The 15,692-nt window shown below is 46.6% G+C and carries 17 protein-coding genes; 11 read left to right on the forward strand and 6 right to left on the reverse strand.

What is annotated here, in order from left to right; translation table 11 throughout:
- Nucleotides 1–14: 14 nt before the first annotated feature.
- The 6 genes from RIH33_RS14635 (at nt 15) to RIH33_RS14660 (ending at nt 5,269) form a co-directional block, all read left to right on the forward strand.
- The gene (locus tag RIH33_RS14635) at nt 15–671 is read left to right on the forward strand and encodes a DUF2064 domain-containing protein (protein WP_406652321.1); all 657 of its coding nucleotides are present in this window, start codon (nt 15–17) and stop codon (nt 669–671) included.
- 67 nt (nt 672–738) lie between these two features.
- Complete coding sequence (locus RIH33_RS14640; protein WP_406652322.1) at nt 739–1,074, forward strand: arsenosugar biosynthesis-associated peroxidase-like protein; 336 nt, start codon at nt 739–741, stop codon at nt 1,072–1,074.
- A 43-nt stretch (nt 1,075–1,117) separates the two neighbouring features.
- A complete protein-coding gene (gene arsS, locus RIH33_RS14645; RefSeq protein ID WP_406652323.1) occupies nt 1,118–2,164 on the forward strand; it encodes an arsenosugar biosynthesis radical SAM (seleno)protein ArsS in 1,047 nt (348 codons plus the stop codon).
- A 33-nt stretch (nt 2,165–2,197) separates the two neighbouring features.
- Entirely contained in the window at nt 2,198–3,166 is a 969-nt protein-coding gene (arsM, locus tag RIH33_RS14650) for an arsenosugar biosynthesis arsenite methyltransferase ArsM (RefSeq protein ID WP_406652325.1), read from the forward strand.
- Between the two features lie 68 nt (nt 3,167–3,234).
- Nucleotides 3,235–3,864: a hypothetical protein gene (locus tag RIH33_RS14655; RefSeq protein WP_406652327.1), complete on the forward strand. Its 630-nt coding sequence runs from the start codon at nt 3,235–3,237 to the stop codon at nt 3,862–3,864.
- Nucleotides 3,865–3,904: 40 nt separating this feature from the next.
- Nucleotides 3,905–5,269, forward strand: a complete 1,365-nt coding sequence (locus RIH33_RS14660; protein WP_406652328.1) for a M28 family peptidase — start codon at nt 3,905–3,907, stop codon at nt 5,267–5,269.
- On the opposite strand, the gene RIH33_RS14665 is transcribed toward RIH33_RS14660, so the two are convergent.
- A complete protein-coding gene (locus RIH33_RS14665) occupies nt 5,261–6,154 on the reverse strand; it encodes a DUF72 domain-containing protein (RefSeq protein ID WP_406652329.1) in 894 nt (297 codons plus the stop codon). The two genes, RIH33_RS14660 and RIH33_RS14665, sit on opposite strands and share 9 nt — an antisense overlap.
- 51 nt (nt 6,155–6,205) lie before the next feature.
- On the opposite strand from RIH33_RS14665, the gene RIH33_RS14670 reads away from it, so the two are divergent.
- On the forward strand, nt 6,206–6,880 hold the full coding sequence (locus RIH33_RS14670) for an HAD family hydrolase (RefSeq protein ID WP_406652331.1): 675 nt from the start codon (nt 6,206–6,208) through the stop codon (nt 6,878–6,880).
- On the opposite strand, the gene RIH33_RS14675 is transcribed toward RIH33_RS14670, so the two are convergent.
- Together RIH33_RS14675 and ettA are read right to left on the reverse strand one after the other, a co-directional pair.
- Complete coding sequence (locus tag RIH33_RS14675) at nt 6,837–6,992, reverse strand: zinc ribbon domain-containing protein (RefSeq protein ID WP_406652332.1); 156 nt, start codon at nt 6,990–6,992, stop codon at nt 6,837–6,839. The two genes, RIH33_RS14670 and RIH33_RS14675, sit on opposite strands and share 44 nt — an antisense overlap.
- Nucleotides 6,993–8,672 (reverse strand): energy-dependent translational throttle protein EttA, encoded by a 1,680-nt coding sequence (ettA, locus tag RIH33_RS14680; protein WP_406652333.1) that lies wholly within the window; start codon nt 8,670–8,672, stop codon nt 6,993–6,995.
- 78 nt (nt 8,673–8,750) lie between these two features.
- Here ettA and RIH33_RS14685 point away from each other — a divergent pair, with 78 nt between their 5' ends.
- Together RIH33_RS14685 and RIH33_RS14690 are read left to right on the forward strand one after the other, a co-directional pair.
- Entirely contained in the window at nt 8,751–9,965 is a 1,215-nt protein-coding gene (locus RIH33_RS14685; protein ID WP_406652334.1) for a DUF349 domain-containing protein, read from the forward strand.
- 132 nt (nt 9,966–10,097) lie between these two features.
- Nucleotides 10,098–10,319, forward strand: a complete 222-nt coding sequence (locus RIH33_RS14690; RefSeq protein WP_159583414.1) for a DUF2795 domain-containing protein — start codon at nt 10,098–10,100, stop codon at nt 10,317–10,319.
- Nucleotides 10,320–10,378: 59 nt separating this feature from the next.
- On the opposite strand, the gene RIH33_RS14695 is transcribed toward RIH33_RS14690, so the two are convergent.
- Together RIH33_RS14695 and queA are read right to left on the reverse strand one after the other, a co-directional pair.
- On the reverse strand, nt 10,379–11,050 hold the full coding sequence (locus RIH33_RS14695; protein WP_406652336.1) for a 2-C-methyl-D-erythritol 4-phosphate cytidylyltransferase: 672 nt from the start codon (nt 11,048–11,050) through the stop codon (nt 10,379–10,381).
- 2 nt (nt 11,051–11,052) lie between these two features.
- Nucleotides 11,053–12,099, reverse strand: a complete 1,047-nt coding sequence (queA, locus tag RIH33_RS14700; protein ID WP_159583410.1) for a tRNA preQ1(34) S-adenosylmethionine ribosyltransferase-isomerase QueA — start codon at nt 12,097–12,099, stop codon at nt 11,053–11,055.
- Nucleotides 12,100–12,220: 121 nt separating this feature from the next.
- Here queA and RIH33_RS14705 point away from each other — a divergent pair, with 121 nt between their 5' ends.
- On the forward strand, nt 12,221–13,474 hold the full coding sequence (locus tag RIH33_RS14705) for an ABC transporter permease (RefSeq protein WP_406652338.1): 1,254 nt from the start codon (nt 12,221–12,223) through the stop codon (nt 13,472–13,474).
- A 49-nt stretch (nt 13,475–13,523) separates the two neighbouring features.
- On the opposite strand, the gene recA is transcribed toward RIH33_RS14705, so the two are convergent.
- Entirely contained in the window at nt 13,524–14,549 is a 1,026-nt protein-coding gene (recA, locus tag RIH33_RS14710; RefSeq protein WP_406652340.1) for a recombinase RecA, read from the reverse strand.
- A 107-nt stretch (nt 14,550–14,656) separates the two neighbouring features.
- Between recA and RIH33_RS14715 the strand changes: the two genes are divergently transcribed.
- On the forward strand, nt 14,657–15,676 hold the full coding sequence (locus tag RIH33_RS14715; protein WP_406652341.1) for an aminopeptidase: 1,020 nt from the start codon (nt 14,657–14,659) through the stop codon (nt 15,674–15,676).
- The last annotated feature ends 16 nt before the right edge of the window (nt 15,677–15,692 follow it).

Genomic DNA, 15,692 nt, shown 5'->3' on the forward strand with positions numbered 1-15,692 from the left:
TCTTGTTTCGGCAGATGAAAAACAAAACGGCCATATTGCTCTTTACCCGCAGGGAAATAGATGAAATCCGATCCAAATCGCTTCATTCTACTCCCAGGGTGGTGCGGTATTTCCAGAACCGAACCAGGAAACTCATCTCCAACACGGGCCTTACTGCTTTGGAAATAGAGGATCCCGGGATCGCTCAGGGTCCAATCGAATTACGTTTTTTCCAGGCGGTTAAAGAAGCATTTGACCAGGGCTTTGAGAACGTCATCGTGGTAGGCAATGACTGCCCCCAATTAAAATCTACTGACCTGACCCTTGCCAATGAGCTACTTCGCTCCAGAGACCTGGTCATTGGTCCCGATAGCCATGGCGGTGCTTATCTCATCGGAATATCCAGAAAGATCTTCCGTAAGGAATGGCTGATGAGACTACCCTGGCATACCAACCGATTTTATGAGGTCCTTTCTTCCGTTTCGGAAAACGTGGCCCATCTGGAGCAGCTTTCAGACATTAACCGTTCGGAGGATTTCACTCAGGTATTCAAAACCAAAATCCGGCGATCAATCCTCCAGCCATTGTTGCATTTGTTGGGTCACTTCTTCCTGCAGGCATCGGGCCTTGCTTTTTTCCAAACCCGCCTCATGGTGGCAAATCTTCCTTTACGAGCGCCCCCTTCTCTCTAGTTCCTTCATTATTTCTTCCTATTTAATTAAAACCGAGCCAATGGGCTCACAATCCTCTATTTGACAGATGAAAGAGACTTATTATAACCGTGAAGACCTTGGGAAATTTGGCAAGATCACTGAATTCCAGCAGGAATTAGGAGACAAATTCTTCGATTACTACGGAAGCGTTTTCGCCCCGGGATCCTTGACCGCCAGGGAAAAATCACTCATCGCGCTGGCAGTAGCCCATGCCATCCAATGCCCCTATTGTATAGATGCTTATACATCCGACGGGCTTAAAAAAGGAGTTGACGAAGAGCAAATGATGGAGGCCATTCATGTGGCTGCCGCCATACGTGGTGGAGCCTCGCTGGTACATGGTGTCCAAATGATGAATCAGGTGAAGGACAAAATGATGTGAGTGGACCGCTCATTTTGCTTCAAACCCTAAAATCTACTGAAAAATGAATTTAGCAACACTCAAGCGACAAAACCACAATCTGGCTGATACCAATCGCCAGATCAGCATCCTGGATGACCATGAGGGGATAGGCATACCGAGCTTTCAGGAGAAGCTGGAAACCATCGGGCTATTCCCTTTGAAATCTACCGGTATAGATATCTTTCAGGTGAATGTGGGGAAGATGTGCAATCAGGTGTGCAAGCACTGTCATGTAGATGCCGGGCCTGACCGGCAGGAAATTATGACTCGTGACACGATGATGCAAATTCTGGATGCCATCGGAGGCACGGACGTAAAAACCGTGGACCTAACAGGTGGTGCCCCTGAGATGAACCCTGAGTTCCGGTGGTTTGTAGAGCAGATAACCGAAATGGGAAAATCAGTGATTGTACGATGCAACCTGACCATCATTCTGGCCAATCCAAAATACCACGACCTTCCGGATTTTTTCAAAAAACACCAAGTGAACGTAGTCTCCTCCCTGCCATACTTTGCCGCCAGGCGCACAGATGCGCAGCGTGGAGAAGGGGTTTTTGAGAAATCTATCAAAGCCCTGCAAATGCTCAATGAGGTGGGTTATGGCATGTCGGACTCCGACCTCAAACTGGATCTGGTTTACAATCCTTCAGGTGCTTTTCTACCTGGAGACCAGGCCGAACTTGAGCAGCAATTCAAGCAAAAGCTTTTGGAGGGGTACAACGTACAGTTCAATGAACTCTATGCGATCACCAACTTACCCATCAGCCGTTTTCTGGACTACCTGATCACTTCTGAAAATTATGAAGACTACATGCACGAGCTGGTCAATGCTTTTAATCCGGCAGCAGCAGGTGGAGTGATGTGCAGAAATACACTCAGCATCAGCTGGGATGGGTACCTCTACGACTGTGACTTTAATCAGATGCTGGACCTGAAGCTGGAAGACGCCCCTGTTCATATTTCCAACTTTGATTTGACGGCCACCAATGAGCGGACCATCCGCATCAGCCAGCATTGCTTTGGCTGCACTGCCGGAGCAGGGTCCAGCTGTGGGGGAGCCACCACATAATACTGAGGGACTAAAAAACAATTTTGACTCATCATGGCATACTTAGAAGTAACCAAGGACATTTACAAGCAGGCGGCCATCACCCCGGATGTGGGACTATGCTGCACTACCACACCCATTTGGGCATTCCCAGGACTGGAAATTCCCAAGATCATGCAGCAGATGAACTACGGATGCGGAAGCACAGTACACCCCCGCGACCTCATCAACGATCCGAGAATTCTCTACGTCGGTGTAGGCGGAGGCATGGAACTTTTGCAATTCGCATACTTCAGCCGCCAAAGAGGGGGTGTTATTGGTGTGGACGTGGTGGATGAAATGCTGGAAGCCAGTAGAAAAAATTTCAAAATAGCCGAGCGGGAGAACCCCTGGTTTCAGGAAAACTTCGTGGATTTGCGCAAAGGTGACGCGCTTAACCTACCGGTGGAGGATGCCTCTATAGATGTGGCCGCTCAAAACTGTCTCTTTAATATCTTTCATGAAGAGGACTTGAAAAAAGCACTGGAGGAAATGTATCGGGTACTAAAACCTCACGGCCGATTGGTTCTTTCTGATCCTGTCAGCGAGTCGTCCATGCCCGATACGCTCAAAAATGATCCCAGGCTGAGAGGGCTCTGCCTGAGTGGGGCACTACCGCTCAATGATTATATCAAGCTAATTACCGACGCTGGCTTTGGAACGATTGAGATTCGAGCTAAACGCCCCTACAGAATTCTTGATTCCAAAAATTATGATACCGCGGAAACCATTTTTATTGAAAGTGTTGAAGTCTGTGCCATCAAAGATCCTATGCCTGCTGATGGACCATGTGTTTTTACCGGAAAAACAGCTATCTATTTCGGAGATCAGGAGTACTTTGATGACCACAACGGTCATGTGATGACCCCCAACCAGCCTCTGGCGGTATGTGACAAAACTGCCAAAAACCTGGCAGCCCTGCAACGGGAAGACATTTACCTCTCTGAAAGCACCTATCATTATGATGGCGGGGGATGTTGTTAAAAGATCAACAATGAAGCGGATTAACCTCCGCTTTTTTTTATTTTTACTATCGATCATCCACTGAAGGCTTGTATCTACTGAAATCCATATCGCTTTTTACACTGCTTTCACTTCTCTTATCGGCCTGTATACCTTCGGTTTCTTATTACAATTGGGTGGCTCCCGACCATGACTTTAAAAAATTTGATAACATAGCCGTATTTGGGCTTACCAGAGACCTTCAGGATGCGAGCGATTTCGAAGTAGCGATGGTGGGCCAGCTCAGAAAGAATAGTTATCAATCCATCCCGGGGATGACCATCATCCCACCGGAGTGGATGAAAGATCTGGATGTCAAAAGCATTCGCAAACATCTACTCTCCAAGGGAGTGGATGCCGTCATTTCACTGGCGATAGTAGATGTAACTACCAGGGCTATTTTCGTGTCGGGGCCTACGTATATCATTCCGGCAGACAGAAGCCGCTTCGGTGCCACCTACATCAGTACCTATAAGGAAATCTATCAGCCGGACTATTACACACAGTCGAGCACCTTCATATACGAAGCCCATGCCTATGACCTCACCGCTGAGGATGTGAACAATAACCTCATCTGGACTTATCAGTACAAGTATGACGCTGCTACCCCGGGGATACCCCAGCTCAGCCCTTTTGTTCGCACACTCATGGATGCATTGCAAAGAGACAGAATCTTGTAGGGACCAATCCCTTTTATCCTAATCATTTTATATTCGCTTCATGAAAAAAGCACTGTTCCTTATTCTTTTCCTACCGCTATGTGTTTTTGGTCAGGATCACACGGCTATGATCAAAAAAATATACGATCATCAGCTTTCTGAAAGCCCCGTATATGAGAACCTGAGGTCGCTCTGCAAAGAAATTGGACCAAGGCTAACAGGCTCTCCTCAAGCTGCGGCGGCGGTAGAATTTACCCGTCAGTTGATGATCGATTATGGCTTTGACACGGTCTATCTGCAGCCTGTGATGGTTCCAAAATGGGTAAGAGGCAATACCGAAATCACCAGAATCACCAACTCGGTCAAAGTGGGCACTCGTGAGCTGAAGACAGTAGCACTGGGAAATTCTGTGGGCACCGGCCCCGAGGGGGTTTTGGCTGAGGTAATCGAAGTGAGCAGCATAGAAGAAGTCAATGAGCTGGGCAAAGCCGTAGAAGGCAAGATCGTCTTTTGCAATGGAGCGATGGACCCGACATTAATAGACCCTTTCAAGGCCTATGGGAGCGCAGTAGTACAGCGTGCTTATGGTGCCTCAGAAGCCGGGAAGTTTGGTGCCCGGGCCGTGATCGTGCGTTCTATGACCAACCGGAAGGATGACATTCCCCACACCGGCAGCCTGGTATATAAACCGCTCATGCCTCAAATCCCCGCTGTAGCCATCAGCACCAATGATGCCGACTTGCTTAGCGAATTACTAAAGGATCAGAAAAACTTAAAAATGTATGTAGAAACGCACTGCCAAATGCAGGAAGACGTACTCTCCTACAACGTCATTGGTGAAATCAAAGGCACGGAATACCCGGAGGAAATCATCGTGGTGGGTGGCCATCTGGACTCCTGGGATGTAGGAGAAGGAGCGCATGACGATGGCGGAGGATGCATGATGTCTATAGAAGTAGGTCGCACCTTCCTGAGGTTAGGCATTCAGCCGAAAAGAACCATCCGCGTAGTGATGTTTATGAACGAAGAGAATGGACTGCGGGGCGGAAAGGAATATGCCCGAGTAGCCAAAGAAAAAGGAGAAAAACACCTGGCAGGGCTGGAGTCTGATTCGGGAGCCTTTGGCCCCATGGGCTTTTCCTCCATGGGAGATGAAGCCTCTAGAGCCAAGATCAAAAGCTGGAAGCCATACTTTGAGCCTTATTTTGTATGGAATTTCGATAAGGTGGGAAGCGGTGCTGACATTAGCCCGTTAGAAGACCAGGGGGTGTTTTTGATGGAAATGGAACCCAATCCTCAGAAATACTTCAACTATCATCACACTGAAGCTGATGTATTTGAAGTGGTGGATAAGCGTGAGCTTGAACTCGGAGCTGGTACTATGACAGCCATGATTTATCTCATCGATCAGGAAGGATTAAAATAGATTACCCTGTGGCTGCTCTCCCAGTTCAGGGAGCTGCAGACTGGTGCCAAATTCTTTATTGAATTGCTCAAGAAAATAAGCTGACAGGAATGGAGAGGCCTTTTCCAGGTTTTGATGAACAAAAAAGTACAGTTTCTCCAGGCCCTGTTCTTTCCAGGTTTTGATTCGGGCTATCCAGTCATCCAGCCGCTGATAGTCACTCTCATGATTGGCGCCTACATAGCGCACGAAGGCCACCGGTGAGGTGAGGCGCATGTGCAGGAGGTCTCTTCTTCCGGCCGTGTCTGTGACGATATTGGATACTTCATATTTCTCAAAAAGATCATAGATCCATTCACTGGCTTCTTCATCATTGAACCAGTCCGTATTCCTGAGCTCCACGGCCAGCGGAATGTCCCAGGACCATACATCCATAAACTCACTGATCCGATCTTTATTTTTAGGCGAAAAATTATCGTGCACCTGCAAAAAGGCCATTCCCAGATGAGGCCCAAAAGTGGAAATATTCTGGCAGAAATCATTGACATATACGCCTACGGCGTTCAGCCGCTTAATGTGGCTGATGTAGCGAGATACCTTTGGGAAAAACTTAAACCCATCGGGTACTTTTTCATTCCACTTTTCGATCTGCTCCGGTCCGTAATTATTATAGAAAGTCGCGTTGAGCTCCACCGAGTTAAATTGCTGCGCATAATATGCCAACTCATCTTTAATCCCTTTCGGATAAAATTTCTTCAAATCCCCTTTGTTCCATTTGGCACAGCCTACATAGATCTCCGACAATCCGGCGCCTCCCTTACTGGTCAGCACACGCTCAGTACCGGGGTCGTCAGCAGGCAAGGTAAAGTCTACAAGATCGGGGTTGTCTACGCTTCCGAATTTCATGGTCGTCAGGGTTTGTTTTTCTAAATTTAGCGGGTATCAAAAATAATTCACATGATTTCGGCGCTTTTCCTCGACCTGGACGACACCATTTTTCCGACCCGATCCATTCCTGACCACATAAGCCGACCATTTTTTCAAGCCATCAGAGCGTCCAATAAACATTTGACAGATGCAGACCTGAACAATGCCGAGCAGGCCATGTGGAACTCCCCTATCCACCTGGTTTTCCAGCAATATCACTTCACCGAAGAGATGATTTCCGGCGCACTTAGTGCCCTGGAAGTCGCCAACCTAACCGGGCTCATTAAACCCTATCCCGACTACAACTTAGTCAGGAATCTCCCCTGTGAAAAATTTCTGATCACCTCGGGCTTCACCCAATTCCAGAAAAAGAAGATCCGGGCACTCAACATCTCCTCTCATTTCAGAGAGATCATGATAGATGACCCACTGCTGGGTGGGAAGGGAAAGAGGGATGCATTTGATCGGTTAATTGAAAAGTATCAAATCCAAAAAAAAGAAATACTGGTCATAGGGGACAATCCAAGCTCCGAAATAGAAGCTGGAAATCAGCTGGGTCTGACAACCATCCTGATCGACAGGAGAAATACCCCTCCAGGCGAGGGTCTGGCCCATTATACCTTTCCCACACTTTCTGCCATGATAGATGCCTTTCCCGACCTCAGAACACCAAATACAGAAGCATCATCACAATCAGCAGGATAGCGACCCACTTATAGGTAGGGCTGAAGTCAGTAAATTCATACCCGCAAATGGGACATTCCTTGCTTTTTGAGGGCACCTCCATGGCGCAGGAAGGGCATTCTTTCTTTTTCATTTATTTGAGCTTTCTGTACTTGATCCTTTTTGGCGCCTGATCTCCCAGTCTTTTCTTCCTGTTTTCTTCATAGTCCGTAAAGTTCCCTTCGAACCAGTAAACCTGGGAATCGCCTTCATACGCCAGAATATGGGTACAAATTCTATCCAAAAACCACCTGTCGTGGGAGATAACTACCGCACATCCGGCGAAGTTTTCCAGTGCCTCTTCCAGTGCCCGCAAGGTATTTACGTCCAGGTCATTGGTAGGTTCATCCAATAATATAAGATTGGCACCCTGCTTCAGTGTGATGGCCAGGTGTGCCCTGTTGCGCTCTCCTCCAGACAATACGCCTACCTTTTTCGTTTGATCCGATCCTGAAAAATTAAATCGGCTCACGTAGGCCCGTGCATTCATTTCCTTTTCTCCAAGGTGTATGATCTCATTGCCACCAGAGATGGCCTGAAACACAGTATCATCGGGTTTAAGATCATTGTGCTCCTGATCCACATAAGCCATTTTCACTGTCGTTCCTACCTCAAATGTTCCCGCATCGGGCTTCTCTCTGCCCGTGATCAGGTTGAAAAGGGTGGTCTTACCCGCTCCATTGGGACCAACTACGCCAACAATACCACCTTGTGGCAGGCTAAAGGTCAGGTTATCGAACAATAGCTTATCTCCGTATGACTTGGACACGCCATTGGCTTCAATCACTTTAGCACCCAACCGGGGGCCCGGTGGAATGTACAATTCGAGCTGCGACTCCTTCTGAGCGCCCTCTTCCCCCAAAAGTTTGTCATAAGCAGACAGCCTGGCTTTAGCCTTGGCTTGTCGACCTTTGGGGGTCATGCGTACCCACTCCAGTTCGCGTTCAAGTGTTTTTTGCCGCTTAGACTCTGATTTTTCCTCCTGAGCCAGGCGCTTTTGCTTCTGATCCAGCCAGCTGCTGTAGTTTCCTTTCCATGGAATGCCCTCTCCCCTGTCGAGTTCCAAAATCCAGCCAGCCACATTGTCCAGGAAGTACCTGTCGTGAGTCACTGCAATCACCGTACCTTTATACTGCTGCAGGTGTTGCTCCAGCCAATGCACCGACTCGGCATCCAGGTGGTTGGTAGGCTCATCCAGCAGTAAGACATCCGGCTCCTGAAGGAGTAGACGGCAAAGCGCTACACGTCGCTTCTCTCCTCCCGACAGGTTCTTAATGATCGCATCCTCAGGCGGGGTGCGAAGCGCGTCCATCGCCCGCTCGAGCTTGCTGTCCAGCTCCCAGGCACCCATCTGATCCAGCTTGTCCTGCACCTCACCTTGTTTCTCTATCAGCTTATTCATCTTATCCGGATTCTCCAGTATTTCCGGATCACCAAATTTCAGGTTGATCTCGTCATAGGCCTTTAAAAGCTCAGTGATCTCTGTGACTGCCTCGCTGATCACTTCCTTCACCGTTTTGTCCTGATCAAGTTTGGGCTCCTGCTCGAGTAGCCCTACACTAAATCCGGGCGAAAACACCACTTCACCCTGATAATCCTGATCCACTCCGGCGATGATCCGCAATAAGGAAGATTTTCCTGATCCATTTAATCCCAACACTCCTATCTTCGCACCGTAGAAAAAGGATAGATAGATATTTTTCAGTACCTGTTTCTTTGGAGGGTAGATCTTGTTTACCCCCGCCATTGAAAAGATTATTTTTTCGTCTGACATTTTTGCTTAATTTGAAAAGAAGTTGAAGTTACTGTTTTTATCTGTCCAGATTAGATTACAGTATAACAGTTTTAAGTCGTGAGTGCAAAGGAAATACCTTTCGGGAAAATATTAGAAAATAAAATCATTCTCAGTGCCTGGGGTGCTTACCCTGATCGTGAAATCGGTGAGGTGAGGGAAGATGAGGAAACTTCGGTAAAGTATTTTGAAGAGCGCTTCACTGAGCTGGATGCTAAGATCACCGCCCTGGAAAAAGAGATTGAAACTTCTGAAAATAAAGGCTCATTCCTCATGAAGCTTATCCACCTCAAGGAGCTGCTGGGTACGCATGATGGTTTGGGAGATTACCAGTCACTTTTGAACCGGCTCACTGCACAGGAAGCCTATCTGGAGGAAACCATCGAGAAAAACAGGGCACGCAACACCCAAATCAAACAAGCCCTGATAGAAGAACTCCGGGTCTCTGTAGAAAAAATAAACTGGAAGGAAGCCACCCAGGAAATACATGACATCAAAGCCCGGTGGATCAAGACCGGAAACCCAAAAGAAGAACTTCAGGAAGAATTGGATACTACTTTCTGGGGCCTTATTGATCAGTTTTTTGATAAGAAAAAAGAATTTTACGAAGACAAAAAAAGGCTGGGAGAGAAACGCAAGCGCGATTATCAACATGTAATTGCCAAAGCTGACCAGCTGGAAAACCTGCACGGAAAAGAGCGGTTCGACTTCATTCAGACGCTGAAAGATGAATGGCGGGAAATTGGCAATATTCAGAAAGAAGATTATTCTCCTTTGCTTCGGGCGTTTAACAATAAATTAAAACCCGGCCCAAGGCCCGGGCAGTCACAGGGCTTTGACATCAACGAGTTAAACAAAACCCTTCAGCGCTTCACCAATGGAGAGCAGCCCTATGGATTCAAACAATTGGAGGAACTTAAAACCCAACTAAAGTCTTATCGCCCCAATGATCCTGAAGGGAAAAATCTAAGGAGAAATGCCTTCCAGACCATCCAGCTTTTACTGGAACGTGACTTCATCGACAAACTGGCCCACAAGCGCTTCAAAAACTTTAAAGAGCTTGAAAAGGCTAAAAAACGCCAGATAAGAATTGGCATTTTGGAGGAATTGATCAACCGTGATAAAGCTGATCTGGACAAGTATCAGGAGAATTCTGCCAACTTTTCCTCCTCTTTTGGCGGGACAATGGACCTGATAGAAAAGAAACTATCGCAACAAAAAGGAAAAATTCAAGTAAAAGAAACCTTACTCCAGTTGCTTAAAAGGGAGGATTAAAAGTTTTTTTGATAAATGAAACAAAAAAATTAGTTTACGCATTAAGGGATTGATCAGGTAGAAACTTAAATTAAAATTTGTTTTTACGATAGAAAACCTATTTTTGCACGAAATTTTTAAAGGCATAAGAATATGTATTGGACATTAGAATTAGCTTCATATCTTGAAGACGCACCGTGGCCAGCCAGCAAGGACGAATTGATAGATTTTTCTATTCGATCAGGAGCTCCGCTAGAGGTTGTAGAGAACCTTCAGGAACTTGAAGACGATGGACAACCTTATGAAAACATTGAGGAGATTTGGCCTGACTATCCCACCAAAGAAGACTTCTTCTTTAATGAGGATGAGTACTAAAGGTTAAGGATCCATCTAACAACGTTGAAAGCCTTGCGATAGCAAATCGGGAGGCTTTTCTATTTTTTTCGCTGGTTCATCATTGCCTCTGCAATAATCAAGTCCTCCGGGGTAGTAATTTTGAGGTTGGTATACTCCCCTACGACCGGTGAGACCGGCATTCCGGCACTTTCATAGACTGAGGCATCATCCGTAAAGGTGTCCAGTTCGTTTTGCTCAAAAGCCTTCTTGATCTGAGCGACCTGAAACGTCTGTGGGGTCTGCACCGCAAAGAAATCTGCCCGATTCTCAGCCAGGGTTTTACCTTCTGCTTTACGTCTGATAGAATCCTTCAAAGGCACCATCACCACACCCGAGCCCTTTTCCTCTGCGGAAAGAAATGATTCTGCAATCACCTGAGGGGAGATAAGCGGCCGAACCGCATCATGTATAGCCACCAGCCCCCGGTCAATCACACTGAGTCCTGATTTGACGCTTTGAAACCTTGTAGCCCCACCAGCTACCACGTGGATATTAACTGTGGGGAAAAACCGGTCAGCGAGGGCCTTCCAGGTATCGAAATAATGTGTGGGAAGTACCAGTACCACGAAAATGGACCGATCATAAGCTAAAAAAGCCTCAATGGTATGAACCACTATAGGCTTTTCTAGAATTTCTATAAACTGCTTGGGTAGTGACTGCTGCATGCGCGTGCCACTACCACCAGCTACTATGATTACGCTCTTTTGCATTCTTAGAGGATCAACATCGCATCACCATAGGTGAAGAAACGATACTTTTCCTTCATAGCTACTTTGTAGGCTTCCATGATGAGGTCATACCCACCAAATGCCGCAGCCATCATCAGCAGTGTGGATTCCGGCAAGTGAAAGTTGGTAACCAATGCATTACAAATCTTGAACTCGTACTGTGGGAAGATAAACTTATCAGTCCAACCCTCATTGGCCTTCAACCTGCCATTGGCAGATACCGAAGACTCCAGCGTACGCATTACTGTGGTGCCAATCGCCAGTACACGTTTTTTCTCATCCAGGGCACGGTTTACGCGCTCGGCAGTAGGCTCAGGAACGAAATAATTTTCTGAATCCATTTTATGCTTGGTAAGGTCTTCCACATCCACAGGACGGAAAGTACCAAGACCCACATGTAACGTTACCGGATTAATATCTACACCTTTAATTTCCAAACGCTTAAGCACCTGCTGTGTGAAATGGAGGCCGGCAGTGGGTGCCGCTACAGCTCCCACGTTTTTAGCATAAATGGTCTGGAAACGCTCCCGATCCTCAGGCACGGTAGACCTTTTTATACTTTTCGGAAGTGGGGTTTCGCCCAAGCGATCGATCATCCTGTAAAATTCGTCCTCTTCACCATCGAACAGAAACCGGATAGTACGCCCTCTGGAGGTTGTATTGTCAATGACCTCCGCCACCAACTCTCCTTCTCCAAAATAAAGCTTGTTTCCTACACGGATCTTTCTCGCAGGATCTACAAGAACATCCCACAGTTTCATTTCCTTATTGAGCTCTCTAAGGAGAAAAACTTCAATTTTAGCACCCGTCTTTTCCTTATTGCCGTATAACCTGGCTGGGAATACTTTAGTGTCATTGATCACTACCATATCCCCTTCGTCAAAATAATCTACTATATCTTTAAACGTCTTATGCTCGATTTCACCAGTATCCCTGTGTATCACCATCAATCGGGACTCGTCGCGATTTTCAGTAGGGTGAAGGGCAATATGGCTAGAAGGTAGATCAAATTTGAACGCTGATAATTTCATATTGAAAGCTTGGATTGACCAAAAGTCGTGAATTAAATAAGTGCGCAAAATTAGCAAATAGTTTTGTTTATTTAGCATAAAATCGATATAACCTTGTATCTGAAACCCATAATAAAGCACCGTGCTCATCATCAGACTCATACTTGAAAGTTTTCGTTTTGCCTGGAATGCATTGAGGATGAATATCCTGCGCACCACCCTCTCCCTGTTGGGGGTAACCATTGGTATTTTTGCCATCATTGCTGTGTTCACTTTGGTAGATTCTTTGGAGCGCAGCATCAAGGACAGTCTGAATTTTCTGGGCACCAACAACATCAATGTAGAGAAATGGCCGTATGGCTTTGGGGGCGGACCTTATCCATGGTGGAAATACATGCAGCGGCCATACCCAACCTATGACGAATACAAGTTTCTGAAAGACAATGTAAAAAATGCCCAGGGTCTGTCAATTTTCACCGTTAGAGGCGGAGTAACCGCCAAATATGAAAGCAGCAGCAGTGTGGACCTGGACCTGCTGGGCGTGGTGCATGGCCACAAGGATGTCTATGAAATCCCCATTGAAAAAGGCAGGTATTTTACGCCACAGGAAGCTGAAGCTGGAAGAAATGTGGTCATCATAGGGTATAGATCCGCTACGGAGCTTTTCCCAGATCAGAACCCGGTAGGAAAATCCATCAAAATAAAGGGACTCAAGTATCACGTGATTGGGGTGATCAAGGAAGAGGGTGATGGCTTTCTGGGTGCTCCGTCCAATGATGAGAATGTTTACATGCCCTACAAATCATTTCTGAAAATCTATTATTCAGGGCAACGATCCGGGGTAGAATCTCACATTACGGTCAAAGGACTGGATAAGGACATCGGACTAGTGGAACTGGAAGCTGAGCTGCGTGGGCTTATGCGCAAAAAGCGATCACTGAAGCCCAAAGAAGAGGATACTTTCGCATTGAACAGACCTGAGGCCATTGCCAATTTCATAGGATCCACGTTTGATGTGATTGGTCTGGCAGGTTGGGTCATTGGCGGTTTTTCCATCCTGGTAGGTGGCTTTGGGATTGCCAACATCATGTTTGTGTCTGTACGAGAGCGCACCCACATCATAGGCATTCAGAAATCACTCGGCGCCAAAAATTATTTTATCCTTTTCCAGTTCCTTTTCGAATCGGTCTTCCTGAGTGTGATTGGTGGCGGGATAGGCATACTGCTGGTCTGGCTTCTCTCATTTGTAAGCCTGGGCTCTCTGGAGCTGGTACTGAGCCTTTCGAATATCGTACTCGGGCTTGGTGTGTCAGCCATTATCGGCATGGCCTCTGGCATCATTCCTGCGGCCATGGCTGCCAGGCTTGACCCGGTGATTGCCATCCGCTCTCAGTAAACAAAAAAAATCCCGCCGAGGCGGGATTCTGTTTTCTTTCAGCGAGTCATCATTCAGCATCAGCTGGTTCCTTGATGATGGTCCCCTGGATCTTTTCCTTTATTTTAAGCTCTATGTCTTCCATCAGTTCCGGGTTGTCTTCAATCAGAAGCTTCACCGCATCACGCCCCTGACCAAGCTTGTTGTCATTGTAGGAAAACCACGAGCCCGCCTTTTTGATCACATCCAGTTCCACACCAATGTCGATCAATTCGCCGGACTTGCTGATCCCCTTGCCATACATGATATCAAACTCCACCACCTTGAACGGAGGCGCTACTTTGTTTTTCACCACCTTCACCCTGGTGCGGTTACCCAGCACATTGTCAGCACTCTCTTTGATCTGACCAATTCTTCTGATATCCAGGCGAACAGAAGCGTAAAACTTCAAGGCATTACCCCCTGTGGTAGTCTCGGGGTTTCCGAACATCACACCAATTTTCTCACGCAGCTGGTTAATGAAAATACAGGCACAGCCTGTTTTATTAATAGCGCCGGTTAGTTTTCTCAATGCCTGAGACATCAGCCTGGCCTGAAGACCCATTTTACTGTCTCCCATTTCACCTTCCAGCTCACTGCGGGGAACAAGAGCCGCCACAGAGTCTATCACTATGATGTCAATGGCGCCTGACCGAATCAGGTGCTCGGCGATTTCCAGTGCCTGCTCACCATTGTCTGGCTGTGAAATCAAAAGGTTTTCGGTATCAATACCCAGCTTTTCAGCATAGGTTTTATCAAAAGCATGCTCCGCATCGATAATGGCCGCAAGTCCACCCTTCTTTTGAGCTTCTGCAATACAGTGCATCGCCAGAGTAGTCTTACCTGAAGACTCAGGTCCGTATATTTCTATCACCCTGCCTTTTGGGATACCCCCTACACCCAGTGCCATGTCCAGCCCCAATGATCCTGTAGAAATGGTAGGGACATCCAGTACCTTATTGTCGGACAATTTCATGATGGTACCTTTGCCATAAGCCTTCTCTAACTTATCTATCGTCAGTTGAAGGGCTTTGAGTTTTTCCGTATTATCAGACATGCTTATTCTTAGTGAAGTTTATTTATAATGCGAAGTAATTACAACTTAACAAAAATACCGCGTTTGATTGAAATTCCTTCTTAAAAACTAAAATAATTAGTATTTAAATGCTCAAAAAAATATCGTGGGGTATTTTGCTTATATTAATAGCATTATGCTTATACTATTGGAACTGGCTTGCCTATGGTTATTTTCAGGCCAAAGGACAACTTAAAGTCATTACCGAATCCAGACCCATTGAAGATTTCCTCCAGGACCCCGACTTTCCTGATTCTCTGAAACAGAAGCTCAAACTCACCATGGCCGTTCGTGGTTTTGCGGTAGACAGTCTGGGCCTGAACAAGTCAGACAACTATACTGAGCTATATGACCAGAAGGGCAAGACACTCCTTTGGAATGTTTCAGCAAGTGAACCCTATGCGCTCAAGGCCTACACCTGGCAGTACCCTTTCCTGGGCGAAATGCCCTACAAAGGTTTCTTTGATTTAGAAAAAGCCAAAAAAGAGGCTGAATCACTGAAAGAAAAAGGACTGGATGTGCGCATCAGAACCGTGGGTGGCTGGTCCACACTGGGCATTCTCAAAGATCCGCTACTCTCCAACATGCTGGAGAGAAATGATGGCGCACTGGCCGAGGTGATTATACATGAGCTCACGCATGCTACCCTGTTTGTGAAAAACGAAGTGGAATTCAATGAAAATCTGGCCTCTTTTATTGGAGAGAAAGGTGCTGAGCACTTCCTCATCTCCCACTTTGGGGACAGTTCGGCTCAGCACCTGGAGTACCTCCAGTCCCAGGCAGATTCAAAAACCCTAACCAGAATCATCCTGAAGGGAGCCACGACGCTCGATAGCCTATATGGTACGTTTAATGATACGCTCAGTACCCCACTCAAAGATTCACTGAAGAGCAACTGCATTCAGGGCATTGCCGACCACCTAAAAAACGGCGCATTCTATAATGCCCGGTACCAAAAGATCTTTGATGAGGTATTGCCAAACAATGCCTACTTCATGGCCCACCGGCGCTATCATGATCAGGAAGATTCCATCCAAACCATATTTCATCAGTATGACGACAACATCAAACTGATGCTCACCGACCTGAAAAAAAAGTATGGAAAGTGACTTTAATTAACAAATT

The organism is Marinoscillum sp. (genome assembly GCF_040222955.1).
Classification (GTDB): Bacteria; Bacteroidota; Bacteroidia; order Cytophagales; family Cyclobacteriaceae; genus Marinoscillum.

Bases quoted from the DNA above. Each gene is read 5' to 3' on its own strand.
- RIH33_RS14635 (WP_406652321.1), top strand. From the start codon at position 15: ATGAAAAACAAAACGGCCATATTGCTCTTTACCCGCAGGGAAATAGAT.
- RIH33_RS14670 (WP_406652331.1), top strand. From the start codon at position 6,206: ATGATTTCGGCGCTTTTCCTCGACCTGGACGACACCATTTTTCCGACC.
- arsS (WP_406652323.1), top strand. From the start codon at position 1,118: ATGAATTTAGCAACACTCAAGCGACAAAACCACAATCTGGCTGATACC.
- RIH33_RS14665 (WP_406652329.1), bottom strand. From the start codon at position 6,154: ATGAAATTCGGAAGCGTAGACAACCCCGATCTTGTAGACTTTACCTTG.
- RIH33_RS14715 (WP_406652341.1), top strand. From the start codon at position 14,657: ATGCTCAAAAAAATATCGTGGGGTATTTTGCTTATATTAATAGCATTA.
- RIH33_RS14640 (WP_406652322.1), top strand. From the start codon at position 739: ATGAAAGAGACTTATTATAACCGTGAAGACCTTGGGAAATTTGGCAAG.
- RIH33_RS14695 (WP_406652336.1), bottom strand. From the start codon at position 11,050: ATGCAAAAGAGCGTAATCATAGTAGCTGGTGGTAGTGGCACGCGCATG.
- ettA (WP_406652333.1), bottom strand. From the start codon at position 8,672: ATGTCAGACGAAAAAATAATCTTTTCAATGGCGGGGGTAAACAAGATC.
- RIH33_RS14690 (WP_159583414.1), top strand. From the start codon at position 10,098: ATGTATTGGACATTAGAATTAGCTTCATATCTTGAAGACGCACCGTGG.
- recA (WP_406652340.1), bottom strand. From the start codon at position 14,549: ATGTCTGATAATACGGAAAAACTCAAAGCCCTTCAACTGACGATAGAT.
- arsM (WP_406652325.1), top strand. From the start codon at position 2,198: ATGGCATACTTAGAAGTAACCAAGGACATTTACAAGCAGGCGGCCATC.
- queA (WP_159583410.1), bottom strand. From the start codon at position 12,099: ATGAAATTATCAGCGTTCAAATTTGATCTACCTTCTAGCCATATTGCC.
- RIH33_RS14675 (WP_406652332.1), bottom strand. From the start codon at position 6,992: ATGAAAAAGAAAGAATGCCCTTCCTGCGCCATGGAGGTGCCCTCAAAA.
- RIH33_RS14660 (WP_406652328.1), top strand. From the start codon at position 3,905: ATGAAAAAAGCACTGTTCCTTATTCTTTTCCTACCGCTATGTGTTTTT.